The 18,075-nt window shown below is 60.8% G+C and carries 20 protein-coding genes; 15 read left to right on the forward strand and 5 right to left on the reverse strand.

Annotation, left to right across the window (positions count from 1 at the left end; all coding sequences use genetic code 11):
- The first annotated feature begins 100 nt into the window (after positions 1 to 100).
- From fleN to yegS, 13 genes are all read left to right on the forward strand, one after another.
- Positions 101 to 934: a flagellar synthesis regulator FleN gene (gene fleN / locus CQ002_RS11275; RefSeq protein WP_003192912.1), complete on the forward strand. Its 834-nt coding sequence runs from the start codon at positions 101 to 103 to the stop codon at positions 932 to 934.
- Complete coding sequence (fliA, locus tag CQ002_RS11280) at positions 931 to 1,671, forward strand: RNA polymerase sigma factor FliA (RefSeq protein WP_034107923.1); 741 nt, start codon at positions 931 to 933, stop codon at positions 1,669 to 1,671. Before fleN ends, fliA begins: the two co-directional genes overlap by 4 nt.
- Positions 1,672 to 1,839: 168 nt before the next feature.
- Positions 1,840 to 2,214 (forward strand): chemotaxis response regulator CheY, encoded by a 375-nt coding sequence (locus CQ002_RS11285; RefSeq protein WP_015885173.1) that lies wholly within the window; start codon positions 1,840 to 1,842, stop codon positions 2,212 to 2,214.
- Positions 2,215 to 2,232: 18 nt separating this feature from the next.
- Positions 2,233 to 3,021: a protein phosphatase CheZ gene (locus tag CQ002_RS11290; protein ID WP_034107921.1), complete on the forward strand. Its 789-nt coding sequence runs from the start codon at positions 2,233 to 2,235 to the stop codon at positions 3,019 to 3,021.
- 11 nt (positions 3,022 to 3,032) lie between these two features.
- Positions 3,033 to 5,240 carry a chemotaxis protein CheA gene (locus CQ002_RS11295; RefSeq protein WP_105162645.1) on the forward strand — a complete coding sequence of 736 codons (2,208 nt, stop codon included), beginning with the start codon at positions 3,033 to 3,035 and terminating at the stop codon, positions 5,238 to 5,240.
- A gap of 48 nt (positions 5,241 to 5,288) precedes the next feature.
- Entirely contained in the window at positions 5,289 to 6,425 is a 1,137-nt protein-coding gene (locus CQ002_RS11300; protein WP_034107917.1) for a chemotaxis response regulator protein-glutamate methylesterase, read from the forward strand.
- Entirely contained in the window at positions 6,425 to 7,165 is a 741-nt protein-coding gene (locus CQ002_RS11305) for a flagellar motor protein (protein ID WP_010208778.1), read from the forward strand. Before CQ002_RS11300 ends, CQ002_RS11305 begins: the two co-directional genes overlap by 1 nt.
- Before the next feature lie 15 nt (positions 7,166 to 7,180).
- Positions 7,181 to 8,068 carry a flagellar motor protein MotD gene (motD, locus tag CQ002_RS11310; protein WP_034107915.1) on the forward strand — a complete coding sequence of 296 codons (888 nt, stop codon included), beginning with the start codon at positions 7,181 to 7,183 and terminating at the stop codon, positions 8,066 to 8,068.
- 51 nt (positions 8,069 to 8,119) lie between these two features.
- Positions 8,120 to 8,908, forward strand: coding sequence for a ParA family protein (locus tag CQ002_RS11315; RefSeq protein WP_010208781.1), 789 nt, complete (start codon positions 8,120 to 8,122; stop codon positions 8,906 to 8,908).
- Positions 8,908 to 9,702: a CheW domain-containing protein gene (locus CQ002_RS11320; RefSeq protein WP_105162644.1), complete on the forward strand. Its 795-nt coding sequence runs from the start codon at positions 8,908 to 8,910 to the stop codon at positions 9,700 to 9,702. The genes CQ002_RS11315 and CQ002_RS11320 overlap by 1 nt, the downstream gene beginning before the upstream one ends.
- 80 nt (positions 9,703 to 9,782) lie before the next feature.
- Positions 9,783 to 10,265, forward strand: a complete 483-nt coding sequence (locus CQ002_RS11325) for a chemotaxis protein CheW (RefSeq protein ID WP_010564003.1) — start codon at positions 9,783 to 9,785, stop codon at positions 10,263 to 10,265.
- Positions 10,266 to 10,658: a DUF2802 domain-containing protein gene (locus CQ002_RS11330; RefSeq protein WP_034107911.1), complete on the forward strand. Its 393-nt coding sequence runs from the start codon at positions 10,266 to 10,268 to the stop codon at positions 10,656 to 10,658.
- Positions 10,659 to 11,429: 771 nt separating this feature from the next.
- Positions 11,430 to 12,350, forward strand: coding sequence for a lipid kinase YegS (gene yegS, locus CQ002_RS11340; protein WP_105162642.1), 921 nt, complete (start codon positions 11,430 to 11,432; stop codon positions 12,348 to 12,350).
- Here the strand turns inward: yegS and CQ002_RS11345 are convergent.
- The 3 genes from CQ002_RS11345 to CQ002_RS11355 all read right to left on the reverse strand — a co-directional run bounded on the left by CQ002_RS11345 (position 12,309) and on the right by CQ002_RS11355 (position 14,678).
- Positions 12,309 to 12,968 (reverse strand): response regulator transcription factor, encoded by a 660-nt coding sequence (locus tag CQ002_RS11345; protein WP_034107907.1) that lies wholly within the window; start codon positions 12,966 to 12,968, stop codon positions 12,309 to 12,311. The two genes, yegS and CQ002_RS11345, sit on opposite strands and share 42 nt — an antisense overlap.
- On the reverse strand, positions 12,965 to 13,858 hold the full coding sequence (locus CQ002_RS11350; RefSeq protein ID WP_034107905.1) for a sensor histidine kinase: 894 nt from the start codon (positions 13,856 to 13,858) through the stop codon (positions 12,965 to 12,967). Before CQ002_RS11350 ends, CQ002_RS11345 begins: the two co-directional genes overlap by 4 nt.
- A gap of 370 nt (positions 13,859 to 14,228) precedes the next feature.
- A complete protein-coding gene (locus CQ002_RS11355; protein ID WP_177431165.1) occupies positions 14,229 to 14,678 on the reverse strand; it encodes a hypothetical protein in 450 nt (149 codons plus the stop codon).
- Between the two features lie 540 nt (positions 14,679 to 15,218).
- Between CQ002_RS11355 and CQ002_RS11360 the strand changes: the two genes are divergently transcribed.
- Both CQ002_RS11360 and CQ002_RS11365 read left to right on the forward strand, forming a co-directional pair.
- A complete protein-coding gene (locus CQ002_RS11360; protein ID WP_034107902.1) occupies positions 15,219 to 16,154 on the forward strand; it encodes a chemotaxis protein CheV in 936 nt (311 codons plus the stop codon).
- Between the two features lie 39 nt (positions 16,155 to 16,193).
- Entirely contained in the window at positions 16,194 to 17,000 is an 807-nt protein-coding gene (locus CQ002_RS11365; RefSeq protein WP_105162641.1) for an MOSC domain-containing protein, read from the forward strand.
- A gap of 66 nt (positions 17,001 to 17,066) precedes the next feature.
- On the opposite strand, the gene CQ002_RS11370 is transcribed toward CQ002_RS11365, so the two are convergent.
- Together CQ002_RS11370 and CQ002_RS11375 are read right to left on the reverse strand one after the other, a co-directional pair.
- Entirely contained in the window at positions 17,067 to 17,351 is a 285-nt protein-coding gene (locus CQ002_RS11370) for a pyrimidine/purine nucleoside phosphorylase (protein ID WP_034107898.1), read from the reverse strand.
- A 124-nt stretch (positions 17,352 to 17,475) separates the two neighbouring features.
- Entirely contained in the window at positions 17,476 to 18,018 is a 543-nt protein-coding gene (locus CQ002_RS11375) for an exonuclease domain-containing protein (RefSeq protein WP_034107896.1), read from the reverse strand.
- Between the last annotated feature and the right edge of the window lie 57 nt (positions 18,019 to 18,075).

Genomic DNA, 18,075 nt, shown 5'->3' on the forward strand with positions numbered 1-18,075 from the left:
GATGAACGCCGTGAAATGTATCTACATCGATGGTCTGCAAGCGATTCACGCGGCCAAGCCATGTAGCCTGCGTCTAAGCAAGACAAGGTAAAGAAATAAAATGGGCAGCATGCATCCCGTACAGGTGATCGCGGTGACCGGCGGCAAAGGTGGCGTCGGGAAAACTAACGTGTCAGTGAATTTGTCCCTGGCCCTGGCAGAGCTTGGCCGTCGCGTCATGCTGCTGGATGCTGACCTGGGGCTGGCGAACGTCGACGTTCTGCTGGGGCTGACGCCCAAACACACCCTTGCCGATGTGATCGAAGGCCGCTGTGAGCTGCGCGATGTGCTGCTGCAGGGCCCCGGTGGCATACGCATCGTGCCAGCGGCTTCCGGCACCCAGAGCATGGTGCACCTGAGCCCGGCGCAGCATGCCGGCCTGATCCAGGCATTCAGTGATATCGGTGACAACCTCGACGTGCTGGTGATCGACACCGCCGCCGGGATCGGCGAGTCCGTGGTCAGCTTCGTGCGCGCCGCGCAGGAAGTCTTGTTGGTGGTCTGTGATGAACCCACCTCGATCACCGACGCCTACGCCCTGATCAAACTGCTTAACCGTGACTACGGCATGAACCGCTTCCGCGTGCTGGCCAACATGGCCCAGAGCCCGCAGGAAGGACGCAACCTGTTCGCCAAGTTGACCAAGGTCACGGATCGGTTCCTCGATGTCGCCTTACAATACGTCGGCGCAGTTCCCTACGACGAGTGTGTGCGCAAGGCTGTGCAAAAGCAGCGTGCAGTCTACGAAGCGTTCCCTCGTTCCAAGTGCGCATTGGCGTTCAAGGCTATTGCCCAGAAGGTCGATACCTGGCCGTTGCCCGCCAACCCTCGGGGGCATCTGGAGTTTTTCGTCGAGCGATTGGTGCATCAGACGAGCGCAGGACCGGTGCTATGACAGCCAGCGGCTACAACCTTTACAAGAAATCGGCACGTGACAGCCAGGGTGAATTGATCGAGCGCTATGCGCCCCTGGTCAAGCGCATCGCCTATCACTTGCTGGCACGCCTGCCCGCCAGCGTCCAGGTCGAAGACCTGATCCAGGCGGGCATGATCGGCCTGCTCGAAGTGTCGACCAAATACGACGCGAGCAAGGGCGCGAGTTTCGAAACGTATGCGGGTATCCGTATCCGTGGCGCGATGCTCGATGAAGTGCGTAAAGGTGACTGGGCGCCGCGTTCGGTACATCGCAATACACGCATGGTCAGTGACGCAATTCGCGCAATTGAAGCAAAAACCGGTCGCGACGCTAAAGATCACGAAGTTGCGGCCGAACTCCAATTGAGTCTCGACGATTACTACGGGATTTTGAACGATACCTTGGGCAGCCGCCTGTTCAGTTTCGACGACCTCTTGCAGGACGGCGAGCACGAAGGGCTGCACGAGGACGGCGCGAGTGCTCATATGGAGCCATCGCGTGACCTGGAAGATGAGCGTTTCCAGGGGGCGTTGGCGGATGCGATTGCCAATTTGCCGGAGCGTGAGCGACTGGTGTTGGCGCTGTACTACGACGAAGAGCTGAACCTCAAGGAAATCGGTGAGGTCCTGGGCGTCAGCGAGTCGCGGGTCAGCCAGTTGCACAGCCAGTGCGCAGCCCGCTTGCGGGGGCGTTTGGGAGAGTGGCGAGCGCGCTGACAGGCAGTGTGGGGACACTGCAGACGATACCGCGAGGGCAACCAGCCTTCGCGGTTTCGACCCGTGGTGCCCCCGGCAGTCCTTTTTGTGTAATGCCTGTTGATTGAAATGGCGCGTCCAGGTGCTGGGCGCGTTTAAGACTGCTTGGAGGTCGAATTGGACAAGAACATGAAAATCCTCATCGTTGATGACTTCTCAACGATGCGGCGGATCATAAAAAACCTGTTGCGTGACCTTGGGTTCACTAACACGGTCGAGGCGGATGACGGCATTACGGCGATTCCGATCCTCAACAGCGGGAGCATCGACTTTCTGGTAACAGACTGGAACATGCCGGGCATGACCGGTATCGACTTGCTGCGCCACGTGCGCGCTGACGAAAAGCTGCGCAGCCTGCCTGTGCTGATGGTAACCGCCGAAGCCAAGCGTGAGCAGATCATCGAAGCCGCCCAAGCCGGGGTTAACGGTTACGTGGTCAAGCCATTCACTGCATTGGCCTTGAAAGAGAAGATCGAAAAAATCTTCGAACGCATCCACGGCTAATGCCATCGCGGGGGAGCTATGGAGCATAAAGAAACGTCACAGGGAGACTTCGAGTCGACCCTGAAAAAGCATGCTCACCAATTGGTCGAAAGCCTTGAAAGAGGCCAGTTCGGCGACGCGGTGCAGTTAATCCATGAGCTCAACCAGACCCGTGACCGCGGCCTGTACCAGGAAGTGGGCAAGCTCACGCGCGAGCTGCACAGTGCAATCGTCAATTTCCAGATTGACCCGCACATGCCCCAGGCCGAAGAAATTTCCCAGATCACGGATGCCACCGAACGCCTGTCCTATGTGGTCAGGCTGACTGAGGCGGCGGCCAACCGCACCATGGACCTGGTGGAAAATGCCACGCCTCTGGTCAATGGCATGGCCACTGAAGCCCAGGCCCTCAGCGTTGACTGGGGCCGTTTCATGCGCCGTGAAGTGGGGGCTGAAGAGTTTCGTGAGCTGGCGCGCCGGGTCGAAGGGTTCTTGTCACGCAGTGAGCAGGAAAACCGCACGGTTTCCAGCAACCTCAACGACATTCTGCTCGCCCAGGATTACCAGGACCTCACCGGTCAGGTGATCAAGCGTGTGACCCAGTTGGTCACCGAAGTGGAAAGCAACTTGCTCAAATTGGTGCTTATGGCAGGCCAGGTTGACCGTTTTGCCGGCATTGAACATGACCGCGAAGCGATCCTCTCGGAAAAAGATCCACAAAAACATCTCGCCAAGGGTGAAGGTCCGCAGATTCATGCCGATAAACGTGAAGACGTTGTGTCAGGTCAGGATGACGTAGATGACCTGTTATCCAGTTTAGGCTTCTAAGGAGCACCCACATGAGCTTCGGCGCCGATGAAGAAATCCTTCAGGATTTCCTTGTAGAGGCCGGCGAAATTTTAGAGCAACTGTCCGAACAACTGGTCGAGCTGGAAAGCCGCCCGGATGATGCGAACCTGCTCAATGCAATTTTTCGCGGTTTTCACACTGTAAAAGGGGGCGCCGGCTTCCTCCAGCTCCATGAGCTGGTGGAGTGCTGCCACATCGCCGAGAACGTGTTCGACATCCTGCGCAAGGGTGAGCGGCACGTTGACTCGGAGTTGATGGACGTGATTCTCGAAGCACTGGACGCGGTCAACGGCATGTTCGGCGAAGTCCGCGAACGTGCCCCGATCACCGCGGCCACGCCGGAGCTGCTAGCCGCCCTGGCGCGCTACGCAGAGCCTGCCGACTTATCGGCTGCGCCGGTGGCTGAAGCTGCGCCGGAACCGGTGGCAGAGCCCGAAGCGGATGTGACGGACAGCGAGTTCGAACAACTGCTCAACTCGCTCAGTGCGGTGAAGGCCGAGGCTGAAGCACCCGCTGCGCCTGTTGCCGCACCGACCAGCGAAGACATTACCGACGCCGAGTTCGAGTCCCTGCTTGACCAGTTGCATGGCAAAGGCCAGTTCGCGGCTGACGCCGTGGCACCGGTCGCTGCGCCTGAGGCGCCTGCCGCCAGTGGCAGTGCCAGCACCGATATCACCGACGATGAATTCGAAGCGTTGCTCGACCAACTGCACGGCAAGGGCACCTTTGCGGCCGACGCCTTGCCGGCAGTCGCCGCCACCGTCGCAGCGCCTGCCGCCAGTGCCGCACCTGCTGGCGATGGCTTGATCTCCGATCAGGAGTTCGAATCCCTGCTGGACGAATTGCACGGCAAGGGCAAGTTCAGTGAAGTGGCGCCGGCCGCTGCGGTGGCGACCGCTGCACCGGTTGCCGCCAAAGCCGCGGCGCCGGCACCCGCTCCGGCGGCCAAACCTGCACCGACTCCAGCCGCCGCCCCGGCGCCGGCGCGTGCTGCCGCCGCGCCGGTGGCCGAGAAACCTGCCAGTGAAGCCGAAACCACCGTGCGCGTTGATACCGCGCGCCTGGACGACATCATGAACATGGTCGGCGAACTGGTACTGGTGCGTAACCGCTTGGTGCGCCTGGGCTTGAGCAGCGGCGATGAAGCCATGCAAAAGGCCGTGTCGAACCTCGACGTGGTGACCGCCGACCTGCAGACCGCCGTGATGAAAACGCGGATGCAGCCGATCAAGAAAGTCTTCGGCCGCTTCCCACGCCTGGTTCGTGACCTGGCGCGTCAGCTGAAGAAAGAGATCAACCTGGAGCTGGTGGGTGAAGAAACCGACCTCGACAAAAACCTTGTCGAGGCCCTGGCCGACCCGCTGGTCCACTTGGTGCGCAACGCCGTCGACCACGGCGTGGAAACCCCGGAAGAACGCGAGGCGTCGGGCAAGTCGCGCAACGGCAAGGTCATCCTGGCAGCCGAGCAAGAAGGCGACCATATCCTGCTGTCGATCACCGATGACGGCAAGGGCATGGACCCGACCATTCTGCGCAATATCGCCGTCAAGCGTGGCGTGATGGACAAGGACGCCGCCGATCGCCTGACCGACACCGAGTGCTACAACCTGATCTTCGCCCCGGGTTTCTCCACCAAGACCGAGATTTCCGACGTGTCCGGCCGTGGCGTCGGCATGGACGTGGTGAAGACCAAGATCAGCCAGCTCAACGGCTCGATCAACATTTACTCGACCAAGGGCCAAGGCTCCAAGATCGTCATCAAGGTGCCGTTGACCCTGGCGATCATGCCGACCTTGATGGTGATGCTGGGTAACCAGGCCTTCGCCTTCCCGCTGGTCAACGTCAACGAGATCTTCCACCTCGACCTGTCCCGCACCAACGTGGTGGACGGCCAGGAAGTCGTGATCGTGCGCGACAAGGCGTTGCCACTGTTCTACCTCAAGCGCTGGCTGGTGGCATCGGCCAAGCATGAAGAGCAGCGCGAAGGCCATGTAGTGATTCTCTCCGTGGGCACCCAGCGTATCGGCTTTGTGGTCGATCAACTGGTTGGCCAGGAAGAAGTGGTCATCAAGCCTTTGGGCAAAATGCTGCAGGGAACCCCGGGCATGTCGGGTGCGACCATCACCGGTGACGGTCGGATCGCGCTGATTCTCGATGTTCCGAGCATGCTCAAGCGTTACGCCGCTCGGCGTATTTGATTCTGGTGGGGCAGGGCGGTATTGCCCGCCCCGCCTAACGGAGTGTTTATGGCAGTCAAGGTCCTGGTGGTGGACGATTCGGGTTTCTTCCGCCGCCGCGTCTCGGAAATTCTTTCCGCCGATCCAACGATCCAGGTGGTCGGCACGGCCACCAACGGCAAAGAGGCGATTGATCAAGCCATTGCGTTGAAACCGGACGTGATCACCATGGACTACGAGATGCCGATGATGGATGGCATCACGGCAGTTCGACACATCATGCAACGCTGCCCGACCCCGGTGTTGATGTTCTCCTCGCTGACCCACGAAGGCGCCCGGGTCACCCTGGATGCGTTGGACGCCGGCGCGGTGGACTTCCTGCCGAAAAATTTCGAAGACATCTCGCGCAACCCCGAGAAGGTCAAGCAGATGCTGTGCGAGAAGGTGCACAGCATTTCGCGCAGCAACCGTCGCAGCCTGTTCAGCACGCCGGCGCCGTCGCAAGCACCTGCTCCCGCTCCCGCCGCGGCACCGACAACCTCGTTCGGGCGTCCTGCGCCGGCACCGGTTGCCCGCCCCGTGTCGCCTGCGCCCGTGCGTGCCGCTGCGCCTGCGGCGGCTCATTCACCCGCGCCCAAGCGCAAGGCCTACAAGCTGGTGGCGATCGGTACGTCCACTGGCGGCCCGGTTGCCCTGCAGCGCGTATTGACCCAATTGCCGGCCAACTTCCCGGCGCCCATCGTGTTGATCCAGCACATGCCCGCTGCGTTCACCAAGGCTTTCGCCGAGCGCCTGGACAAGCTGTGCCGCATCAGCGTCAAGGAAGCCGAGGATGGCGACATCCTGCGCCCTGGCTTGGCGTTGCTGGCCCCAGGTGGCAAGCAAATGATGGTCGACGGGCGTGGCGCGATCAAAATCCTGCCGGGCGATGAGCGCCTGAACTACAAGCCGTGCGTGGACATCACCTTCGGTTCGGCGGCCAAGTCCTACGGTGACAAAGTTCTGGCGGTGGTGCTCACCGGCATGGGCGCCGACGGCCGCGAAGGCGCGCGTCTGCTCAAGCAGGGCGGCAGCGCCATCTGGGCCCAGGATGAAGCCAGCTGCGTGATCTATGGCATGCCCATGGCCATCGTCAAGGCGGACCTGGCCGACGCCGTCTACAGCCTGGACGACATTGGCAAGCATCTGGTGGAGGCCTGCCTCTGATGGATGTCTTGAGCCTGATCGGTATCATCATGGCGTTTGTCGCGATCATTGGTGGCAACTACCTCGAAGGCGGTCACCTCGGCGCGTTGGCCAATGGCCCGGCGGCGCTGATCGTGATCGGCGGCACGGTGGGGGCGGCATTGCTGCAGTCACCCTTGAGCTCGTTCAAGCGCGCCATGCAGATCCTGGTGTGGATCATTTTCCCGCCACGCGTGGACCTGCCCGGCGGCATCGATCGCGTGGTCAACTGGAGCCTCACCGCCCGCAAGGAAGGCCTGCTGGGCCTGGAAGGCGTAGCCGATGCCGAACCCGACAGCTACGCACGCAAAGGCCTGCAGTTGCTGGTGGACGGTGCCGAACCGGAAGCGATCCGCAGCATCCTCGAGGTGGACTTCTACACCCAGGAAAGCCGTGACATCAATGCCGCCAAAGTCTTTGAAAGCATGGGCGGCTACGCGCCGACCATCGGCATTATCGGTGCGGTGATGGGCCTGATCCACGTGATGGGCAACCTGGCCGACCCGTCCCAATTGGGCAGCGGGATCGCCGTGGCGTTTGTCGCCACCATCTATGGTGTGGCCAGCGCCAACCTGGTGTTGCTGCCGGTGGCGAGCAAGCTCAAGTCGATCGCCATGCGCCAGTCGCGTTATCGCGAAATGTTGCTCGAAGGTATCCTCTCGATCGCCGAGGGCGAGAACCCGCGCTCCATCGAATTGAAGCTCCAGGGCTTCATGGATTGATGGGAGGTATGTGTTGTGAGCCGTCGCCGTCGCGAACCTGAAGAACACGTCAACCATGAACGCTGGCTAGTGTCCTACGCCGACTTCATTACGCTGCTGTTCGCGTTTTTCGTGGTGATGTACTCCATCTCGTCGATCAACGAAGGCAAGTACAAAGTCATTTCCCAGGCGTTGATCGGGGTGTTCAACGACGCCGACCGCGCCCTCAAGCCGATCCCCATCGGCGAAGAGCGGCCCAAGACCGTGACGCCGGCCAAGCCGCTGGTCAACGACAGCGATGAAACCGCTGCCGGCGTGGGCGGCACCAGCGATCCGCTGAAGAGCATCGCCGATGACATCAGTGCCGCGTTTGGCGATTTGATCAGCTCCAACCAGATGACCGTGCGTGGCAACGAACTGTGGGTGGAGATCGAACTCAACTCCAGCCTGCTGTTTGCCAGTGCCGATGCGATGCCCAGTGACCAGGCGTTCACCATCATTGATAAGGTGGCGGCGATCCTGCGGCCATTCGAGAACCCGATCCACGTTGAAGGGTTTACCGACAATTTCCCGATCAGCACCGCGCAGTACCCGACTAACTGGGAGCTGTCCTCGGCGCGTGCCGCGAGCATCGTGCGCATGCTCGCGATGCAGGGCGTGAACCCAGGGCGCCTGGCGTCGGTGGGGTATGGCGAGTTCCAGCCGGTGGCCAATAACGCCACGGTTGAGGGGCGCGCACGTAACCGTCGAGTGGTACTGGTGGTGTCGCGCAACCTGGATGTGCGTCGCAGCCTGACCGGCACCGGTACCGCCAATGCAACACCGGATGCGGCCTTGAAGCGGGCTGGCACACAAACTGCACCGGCCCCTGTAAAGCCGCCGGTTCGTCAGAGTGCCGTCAATTCTCCGTCGCCGGCTCAATAACCCTATGCAATGTCTCGGTCGCGCCTGTGCCTGCCGGGAGGAACCAACCGAATGAGAGTCTGGGCAGTTGCCAATCAAAAAGGTGGGGTCGGCAAGACCACTACCTCCATCGCCTTAGCCGGATTGCTGGCCGAGGCGGGCAAGCGTGTGGTCGTGGTGGACCTGGACCCTCACGGCTCCATGACCAGCTATTTCGGCTACGACCCGGATGCCCTGGAACACAGTAACTACGACCTGTTCCTGCACAAGGGCAGCGTGCCCGCCGATTTGCCTGGGCAATTGCTGCTGCCCACCAGTAACGAAAGCATTTCCCTGCTGCCTTCCAGCACCGCCCTGGCCACCCTTGAGCGTCAGTCGCCTGGGCAGAGCGGCCTGGGCCTGGTGATCGCCAAGACGCTGGCGCAACTGTGGCAGGACTTCGACTACGCGATCATCGACAGCCCGCCGTTGCTGGGCGTGTTGATGGTCAACGCCTTGGCGGCCAGCCAGCAGTTGGTCATCCCGGTGCAGACCGAACACCTGGCGGTCAAAGGCCTGGAGCGCATGGTCAGCACCCTGGCGATGATCAACCGTTCGCGCAAACAGGCGCTGCCGTTCAGCATCGTGCCGACCCTGTTCGATCGCCGGACCCAGGCGTCCCTCGGCACTTTGCGCGTGTTGCGCGATGCCTACCCGGACACTATCTGGAACGGCTACATCCCGGTGGACACGCGCCTGCGTGACGCCAGCCGTGCCGGCCTGGCGCCGTCGCAGTTCGACTCGAAAAGTCGTGGCGTACTGGCCTACCGCGCGTTGCTCAAGCACCTGCTGTCCCAGCAGCTTGTGGCGCAGGTGGCGTGATGAACCGTCCCGTAGAGCTCAAGACCCGGCCGCAACTGGCACTGGAATCCTACCTGGATGCCTTGCTGCAGGATGCGACGGCGGAAGAACTGCAGGAACCGATCCTGGTGCTGGAGCCTGCTGTAGAACCAGAAAGCACGCTGGACGAATTCCAGCTGGCTGTATTGGAAGAGCAGGCGCGCGACGCACAGGTTGCGCCGGTTGCGGCTGTCGTCGTTCCGATTGCGCCGGTGGTGGTGGCGCCTGTGGTGGTCGAGCCGGTGGTGGAAGTGCACCTGCCACCGAGCATTACGCCGCCTCCCGTCACTGGCGATGACCGCCCCAGCTGGGCTGCCGAACCGTTCGAATGCCTGCTGTTCGACGTCGCCGGGTTGACGCTGGCAGTGCCGTTGGTGTGCCTGGGGTCGATCTATTCCCTGGAAGGCCAGGAGTTGACGCCGCTGTTCGGGCAGCCGGAATGGTTCCTTGGCATCCTGCCCAGCCAGGCCGGCAACCTCAAGGTGCTCGATACCGCGCGTTGGGTCATGCCCGACCGCTACCGTGACGACTTCCGCCAGGGCTTGCAATACGTGATCTCGGTGCAGGGCTACGAATGGGGGCTGGCGGTGCATCAGGTCAGCCGCTCGTTGCGCCTGGACCCGAACGAAATCAAATGGCGCAGCCACCGGGGCCAACGGCCTTGGCTCGCAGGCACCGTGATCGAACACATGTGCGCGTTGCTTGACGTCGCCGAACTGGCGGAGTTGATTGCCAGTGGCGCGGTCAAGGCGATGCCACAGAACAAACGCAGTTGATTGAACAATAAGGGCCGCATGCGAATGCGGTCAGCGAAGCACACACGCCGTGTAAAACGGCACTTGAAGGGGTCAGGGGTATGAATAAGTCAGCGTCCGCACAAGGTTTGGATGATCCGATCCTGCAATGGGTTACCTTCAAACTGGACAACGAGTCCTATGGCATCAACGTGATGCGCGTGCAGGAAGTACTGCGCTACACCGAGATCGCTCCGGTTCCGGGTGCGCCAAGCTACGTGCTGGGCATCATCAACCTGCGCGGCAACGTGGTCACGGTGATCGACACCCGCCAGCGTTTCGGCCTGGTACCGACTGAAGTGAACGACAACACGCGTATCGTCATCATCGAAGCCGACAAGCAAGTGGTCGGGATCATGGTCGACAGCGTGGCGGAAGTGGTCTATCTGCGCCAATCGGAAGTGGAAACCGCGCCGAACGTGGGCAACGAAGAATCCGCCAAGTTCATCCAGGGCGTGTGCAACAAGAACGGCGAGCTGCTGATTTTGGTTGAGCTGGACAAGATGATGAGCGAAGAAGAGTGGTCGGAACTGGAGAGCATCTGATTGTTCCTCGAGGCCGCGGTAATTGTCCTGGCCCTGTTGTGGGCCGGGACCTTGGCATTCCTGCTGCGCTATGTGCGCCAGCAGCGCGAATTGTTCTTGCAGCAGGCCGAGCGTGATGCTGTGCGTGATCGGCGCATTCTTGAGTTGGTCAAGCGGGTTGATCATTACCAGCAGAGCGCGGTGAGGGTGGGGGATGAGGTGCATGAACTGCGCGCCATTCTTGCGCCGTTGCCCGACAAGCTGGCGCAGATTGAGCAGCGCGATCCTTCCAGCCTTTCGTTTGCGCAGGCTGCGAAGTTGGTGGGGATGGGGGCTACGGTGGATGAGCTTACCCAGTCGTGTGGGTTGACTCAGGCTGAGGCGCAGTTGATGAGTAAGTTGCATAAGAGTTGATTGGGTTTTGAGTACATATCCGTTGCTGCGGTAACGGCCACTTAGGGTTCCGCCCTTACGGCGGCTCACTTTTGGAAAGGCCCAAAAGTAAGCAAAAGGCCTTCGCCCCAACACTCGGCACCTCGCCTAGGCTCGGTGTGCCCTCACTCCGGCTTTGGCCAGCGTGTTTAACGGGGCGCCTCAGATCAAGATCAAGAGCGACTCGCTTCGCATCGTGGATACGCGGTCTTGTAGGAGCCGGCTTGCCGGCGAAAAACGTGAGACCGCCGCGTTCATCCAGACACCCCACGTCATCGTTAACGACCATCGCTGGCAAGCCGGCTCCTACAATGAACCACGTTTGCCTTTGCCTTTGCTTCACACCACTCAAGCCGGCTGTCAGGCCGCTGTGCTTTTGCTTTTGATTTTGATCTTAGGCGCCCCGTCAAACACGCTGGCCGGAATTCGACAGGGATTTGGGGGGTAAACCGGCAGGGATGCCGGTTTAGCCGCCCCGCGCCATGAATGGCGCGTGGCGGCGGCCCCCCAAATACCTGTCGGATTACGGGCATACCGAGCCTAGGCGAGGTACCGAGTGTTGGGGCAAGAGCCTTTTGGTTACTTTTGGGCTCTTTTCAAAAGTGACCCGCCGTAAGGGCGGAACCAATACCAGCCGTTACCCAAAAAACGGATATGCACTCAATCATCCAATTTTTTTCCCATCCAATGGCTTTTTTCTCCCCGGCCAAGGTCCACATCCTCCAAGCACCCTTGAATCAGGAGATTCCCGCAATGATCACCCCCAAAGCCCTGTTAATCCTCCACGGCAAGCAAGCCCTTAACGAGGACGTGCGCGCAGCCGTGCAGGCCCGGCGTGAGCAAGGCGGGGAATTGGCGGTGCGGGTCACGTGGGAGGGCGGCGACGCCGAGCGCATCGTCACGCAAGCCCTGGCTGACGGCTACACCCACATCATCGCCGGTGGCGGCGACGGCACTCTGCGCGACGTCGCCGAAGCCATGGCCCAGGCCAAGACCGACGCCGGCCTGGTGCTGATGCCCCTGGGCACCGCGAACGATTTCGCCAAGGCCGCTGGCGTCCCGCTGGAGCCTGACCAGGCCCTGGCGCTGCTGGATGTGCCGCCAAGGGCCATCGACCTCGGCCAAGTCGGCGGGCAGATCTTCCTCAACATGGCAACCGGCGGATTCGGCAGCCAGGTCACCGCCAACACCTCCGAGGACTTGAAGAAGGTCCTCGGCGGTGCGGCCTACCTCTTCACGGGCTTGACGCGGTTCAGCGAGTTGAAGGCTGCCTACGCCGAGCTGGATGGCCCCGATTTTCATTGGAAAGGCGAGTTGCTTGCCCTGGGGATCGGCAATGGTCGCCAGGCGGGCGGTGGGCATGAGCTATGCCCAGGCGCCATGGCCGATGATGGCCTGCTGGACGTCAGCATCCTGCCGGCGCCCCAGGAAGTGGTCGGCACCTTGCGTGAGCTGATGAACAACGGCTGGGGCCTGGACACTATGTTCGTGCGGGCGCGGTTGCCGTGGGTGAATATCAAGGTTGCGCAGGGCCTGTACATCAACCTCGATGGCGAGCCGCTAGAGGGCGATGACCTGCATTTCGAGGCCTTGCCCAAGGCCTTGCGCGTGCACCTGCCGGTGCATTCGCCGTTAGTCGTCCAGGCTGATGATCTGCTCGCGCACCGCGAATAGCACCAGGCCGGCCACGTCGAAAATCTGCAGGCGTTTCATGATCTGCGAGCGGTGGGCTTCCACGGTCTTGATGCTCAGGCCCAGGCCGTGGGCGATTTCCCGGGTGGACTTGCCACGCACGATCAGGCGCAGGATCTCCAGCTGCCGCGCCGTGAGGTTGTGGCTATGGCCGGCAGGCGTGGTTGGGCCCTGGCTGCGCACCAGCGCCTGGTTGATGACAGTGTGGGCAATCGCCGGGCTCAGGTAGCGTTCGTTGTTGCGCAAGGCCAGCAGTGCGTGTTCCAGCTCGTTGGCGGTGGTGTCCTTGAGCAGGTAGCCATGGGCGCCGGACTCCAGGGCGCACATGATCAGTTCCGGGTCGGTGTGCATCGACAGGATCAGCACTTTGCTCTTGGGGTAGGCACGCTTGAGTTGCTGCAGGGCGTCCAGGCCGCCGGTGTGCTTCATCGACAGGTCCAGCAGCACGATATCCGGCAACAGGGCGCTGAACTGCTCCAGCAACTGTGCGCCATCGCTGGCTTCGCCAATCACGGTATAGCCGGGAATGTCCTGGACCAGCGCGCGTACGCCGGCCCGGATCAGTGCATGGTCATCCACCAGGAGTAATTTGCAGGTCACTCGAGAACCTTAGGGGAACTGGCCCGTTCGAGGGCGCGTGGCGCCCAGGGGAAAAGCGCGTCGATCCGTGTCCCTTTGCCTGGCTGGCTACTGACGGATAACGAACCGCCAAGCTGATCAATCCGCTCGGACATGCCGGCCATGCCCCGTTGGCCTTCCAGGCCTGGGTTGATGGCGGGCGAAAAGCCCTGGCCGTCATCGCAGATACTCAGCGACAGGCCTTCGGGCAGGCGTTGCAGGCGCACCAGCAGATTGCGCGCCTGGGCGTGGCGCAGCATGTTGGTCACCGCTTCCTGGGTGATGCGAAAGGCTGCCACGGCCATTTCTTCCGGGATACCGGTGAGCCGTTGCTGGCATTCCAGGCTCCAGTGAATCGGGGTGTTTTCCAGGGTCTTGAGCAGATGCGCGCGCAGGCTGGCTTCCAGGCCCAGGCTGGCCAACTGGCGAGGATTGAGGATGGCGGACACGTCGCGCACCTTGGCCAGGGTTTCATCCAGGGTGTTGCACAACACCGTGCACTGGCTTTGCAGGTCGTCGGGCAGGCGACGCTTGAGCCATTCGCTTTGCAGCTTGGCGGCGGTGAGCAGTTGGCCGATATCGTCGTGCAGTTCACGGCTGAGGCGGTGGCGTTCGTTCTCCTGGACCTGCAGCAAACGGTCGGCCAGTTCCTGAGGCTGGAACTTGATGGACTTGCGTGAACGCCATTGTTGCAGGCCCACCACCACCAGGGTGGCCAGGTTGAGCACAATCACCAGCAACGGCAATGGCGCGGCCCGGGTGTAGGCCCACAGGCTCAGCAGCAGTGAGCCAAGGCACAAGGCGAGGACTAATCGGCGTGCATTGCTGCGGGACGCGGACCTTGCGATGAGTGTCTTGAGGTTGGCGTACATAGCGGATGGAGCCAATGAAGGTTCACTGCGGAAAGACCGGTCACGGCGGCTGACGGGGCTCTGTTTGGAATGCGTGATCGAATCGTTTTTATGCATGATGAAGTTGAGTCACTTCGAGTGGGGCATAGTACCACCACTATTACCGTTGGTCGCCTGGTGCCGTGCCTGGCCGGGTTATTACCCGCGCAAATGCTCCGGGCGGTATTCCCAGAGTTCATCAAGTGGGGGAGTTATATTGTTTTCGTGTGTTTGTATCGTTATTACCGTTAGTGGCTAATTGATATCTTCGCCTGCGCGATTCAACTCCATTGGATTAATGGCGTATGTCGTTTTCAGATAACTTCAGGTTTAAATACGACCTGATATCTGCTCAAGACGCGTGGTGCATCCGCTGCTGCGGTTTATAACTGAAGTCCTTTTGCGGAATCTGCAACGTGACCGTTGCAATCAATGTCGCCTGCTCACTTTCATCCATGCCCAGTTCGCCTGTGCGGGTATCGATCAGTTCCAGTTGCCACGCCAGTAGAGTCAGGCACGCGTGCAAGGCATCCAGCGCCTGATCATGCAATTGCATCGGGCTGGCGGCATTGGCGATCAGGTATTGGATATGCCGGGAAAACTCGCTGATCGCCTGCAACGCCAGGCTGTCGGCCTTTTCAGCCAGTTTGGCCAGGCTGGACTTCATGCAGTCGATGGCATCGCTGTCGTCGCGAATCAGGTGCAGATGGCTCAAGCACTCTTCTGACTTGGCCAGTAGGGTTTCTGCTTCCAACAAAAACTCGGGAAGTGTGGTCTGCCATTCATTTGCGCTGTTCATCATGCAAGTCTCCACAACATACGGTCGGGTGATGAGAGGTCGCACCGGGTGAATGGCTTAAAAGTAGCGCTGAAATATGACTGGGATCTGTAGGTCGCTTCTGAGTTTTCAGTGGGACGTGTATTAGAGTGACGGCAACGGCGGTGCGCGGCCCTCATGAGCGGGGTCATTTGCACACCGTCAATTACCGACATCTGTATGTCTGGAAGGCCTGTGGGCCGAGGGCTTGGGATGGCAAACAAAAGCCTGACTCCATTCATGCATTGAGAATGGCGTCACATTAATGGCTATTAGATATTGCGAATATCAGGTTGGGCCTGATTGTGCATAGGGGAATCCCTTACATAGCGGAACCTTGCGTCGAATTGAATGTCGCGCAACGTCGCTATACCACCGTCTGGAGAGGCCAGCGCAGTAAAGCATGATGTCAGTGTGACATCAATGAATTTACGTGGCATTTTACTCGGGTCAAGGTCTGGCGTTCGCCGCCGATAACCCAACTTATGTGAACTGCACAATTCCTCAGCGCATCAGGAGCTTTTAATGGCCGGCATTCTCGACACGGTAGATCAACGCACGCAATTGGTGGGTGAGAATCGCCTGGAGATCCTCATGTTCCGCCTGGCCGGGCGCCAGTTGTTCGCGATCAACGTGTTCAAGGTGCAGGAAGTGCTGCAATTGCCCAAGCTGACCTTGATGCCACAACGTCACCCCTTCGTGTGCGGCGTGGTCAACCTGCGTGGCCAGACGCTGCCAGTGATCGACCTGTCCCAGGCCATTGGCATGCGCCCGCTGGTGCCGGGTCCCAACAGCACCATTATTGTCACTGAGTACAACCGCTCGGTGCAGGCGTTCCTGGTGGGCGGTGTGGACCGCATCGTCAACATGAACTGGGAAGCCATTCTGCCCCCACCGACCAGTGCCGGGCGCCAGCATTACCTCACCGCCATCAGCAAGGTCGACGACCAGTTGGTGGAAATCATCGACGTGGAAAAAGTCCTGGCCGAGATCGTGCCGTACAACGCCAAGGTCTCCCGCGAGAAACTCGAAGACCCGGTGCTGGAGCGCGCCCGTGGCCGTGAAGTGCTGCTGGTGGATGACTCCAACGTGGCCCTGTCGCAACTGCGCGACACCCTCGGCCAACTGGGCGTGAAGATGCACATTGCCAGCGACGGCCTCAAGGCGTTGAACATGCTCAAGGCCTGGGCTGACAGCGGCCAGGTGATGACCGACAAGCTGCTGATGATTTTCACCGATGCCGAAATGCCCGAGATGGACGGTTACCGCCTCACCACCGAGATCCGTAACGACCCGCGCCTGCGCAAGCTGTACGTGGTGCTGCACACCTCGCTGTCGGGCAGTTTCAACGACTCGATGGTGAAGAAGGTCGGCTGCGACAACTTCCTGTCCAAATTCCAGCCCGACAAGCTCGTGGATGTGGTGCGTCAGCGTCTGATGCTGGACGAAGTGCCCGCTTGACCTTAGGGTGACGGCTTTGCCCCTCAGGAATGCAGGCCCATGCTTCGTCTCAGCGCGTTGTACCGTTACCCCTTGAAGTCCGGCAAGGCCGAGACAGTGCAGCAGGTCGGCCTGGATAAACTTGGGGTAGAGGGTGATCGACGTTGGATGCTGGTGGACGAGGCCAGTGGGCGTTTCCTCACGCAGCGCGCCGTGGCAAAGATGAGCCAGCTGTCGGCACTCTGGAACACCCGCGGCGGGCTCACCCTGAGTTCGCCGGGCTACACGTCGTTGGACGTGGCCGTGCCCGGCAGCGATGCCCTATTGCGCGGTGTGACCATCTGGCGTGACACCTTGCGTGTGCCGGACGCGGGCGCAGAAGCTGCCGCCTGGGTCAGTGACTTTATCGGCAAGCCGACGCGCCTGGTGCACATCCCCCTCGAACGCGCCCGCACCACCGAGGCCGGTTATGGCAAGGACGACGACCAGGTCGCGTTTGCCGACGGTTACCCGCTGCTGGTGATCGGCCAGGGCTCACTGGACGATCTCTCGCAACGCATCGGCCGCCCCATGGAAATGCTGCGTTTTCGTCCCAACCTGGTGATCGAAGGCAGCGAAGCCTTTGCAGAAGACGGCTGGAAACGCCTGCGCATCGGCGATGTGGAGTTCCGTGTGGTCAAGCCGTGCTCGCGCTGCATCCTCACCACCATCGACCCGCAGACCGGCGAACGCAGCGCCGACCGCGAACCTTTCGCGACGCTGGAGTCCTATCGCAAGACTGAAAATGGCGCGATTTTCGGCCAGAACCTGGTCAACGATGGTATTGGTCGCCTGGAAGTCGGGATGCCAGTGACGATTCTCGAGTAGTTTTGCGCGGTCATAAAAAATGCCCGTCTCCTGCGAGACGGGCATTTTTTTGTTTGCCAGGAACCCTTAGCCGCGGTATTCGCACAGGTAAGCAGTGTCCACGGCAACCTTCAGCTGGAACTTGCTGTTGGCCGGCACGTTGAACTGGCTCCCAGCGGCGAAGGTTTCCCACTCGCTGGCGTCAGGCAGCTTGACGGTCAGTGCGCCGGACACCACGTGCATGATTTCACGCTGGGCGGTACCGAACTCATATTCGCCGGGGGCCATTACGCCGATGGTCGCCGGACCTTCTGGGGTGCCGAAAGCGATCGACTTGACGGTGCCGTCGAAGTACTCGTTGACTTTGAACATGGGCGATTCCTCGGAAAGTGGGTTAAGGCTTACTGCTTCCTGCTGGCGCCGGTGTGCCGGTGCCTGCAGCAAGAGCAGATTACGGAAAAAGGCCGGCCAGTATGCCCAAGCCTTCGAGAGCTGCCTAGACCGGTAGAATCAGCGGCAGCAGGCGTGCGGTGTTGCGTGCATCCTCCAGCGCCCGATGTTGCTGGCCATGGAACTGCAGCCCCGCCAACTGCAAGGCGCCGTTGAGCCCCAGCGGCTTGTCCAGGCGCCGGGCCTTGGCGAAGCGTTGCTTGAGATTCACATGGGGGGTTTGGGCGAGTGCGCTGGCCAGTCCGTGGCGTTGCCACTCCAGCTCCAGCTGCTTGCGATCATAGTCGCCCCAGCTGGCCCAACCCTCCAAGCGTGGCTGATGCTGGCCCAGCCAGCGTTCGAACAGCGGCCACACCTCAGTGATGGGGGCCGCGCCATCGATGTTCGCCTGGGTGATGTGTGTCAGTTGGCGACAGAAGGGCGTCAGCAATGGTCGGCGCAGTGGCCGCACAAAGCGCTGGAAATGATCCAGCTCGCGGCCCTGGCGGTTGACCAGGCTCGCGCCGATCTCGATGACTTCCATCTCCGTCACGGGCCAGCCGCCTTCATCCGTTGTGGCTTCAAGGTCAATAATCAGCCAATGAGGCATCGCGCAGGTTCCCGTACTCTTCCTTTCCGTTGGGGATAGAGCGTAGCCCGGCCTTGT

This window comes from Pseudomonas sp. MYb13 (assembly GCF_002980075.1).
Lineage (GTDB): Bacteria > Pseudomonadota > Gammaproteobacteria > Pseudomonadales > Pseudomonadaceae > Aquipseudomonas > Aquipseudomonas lurida.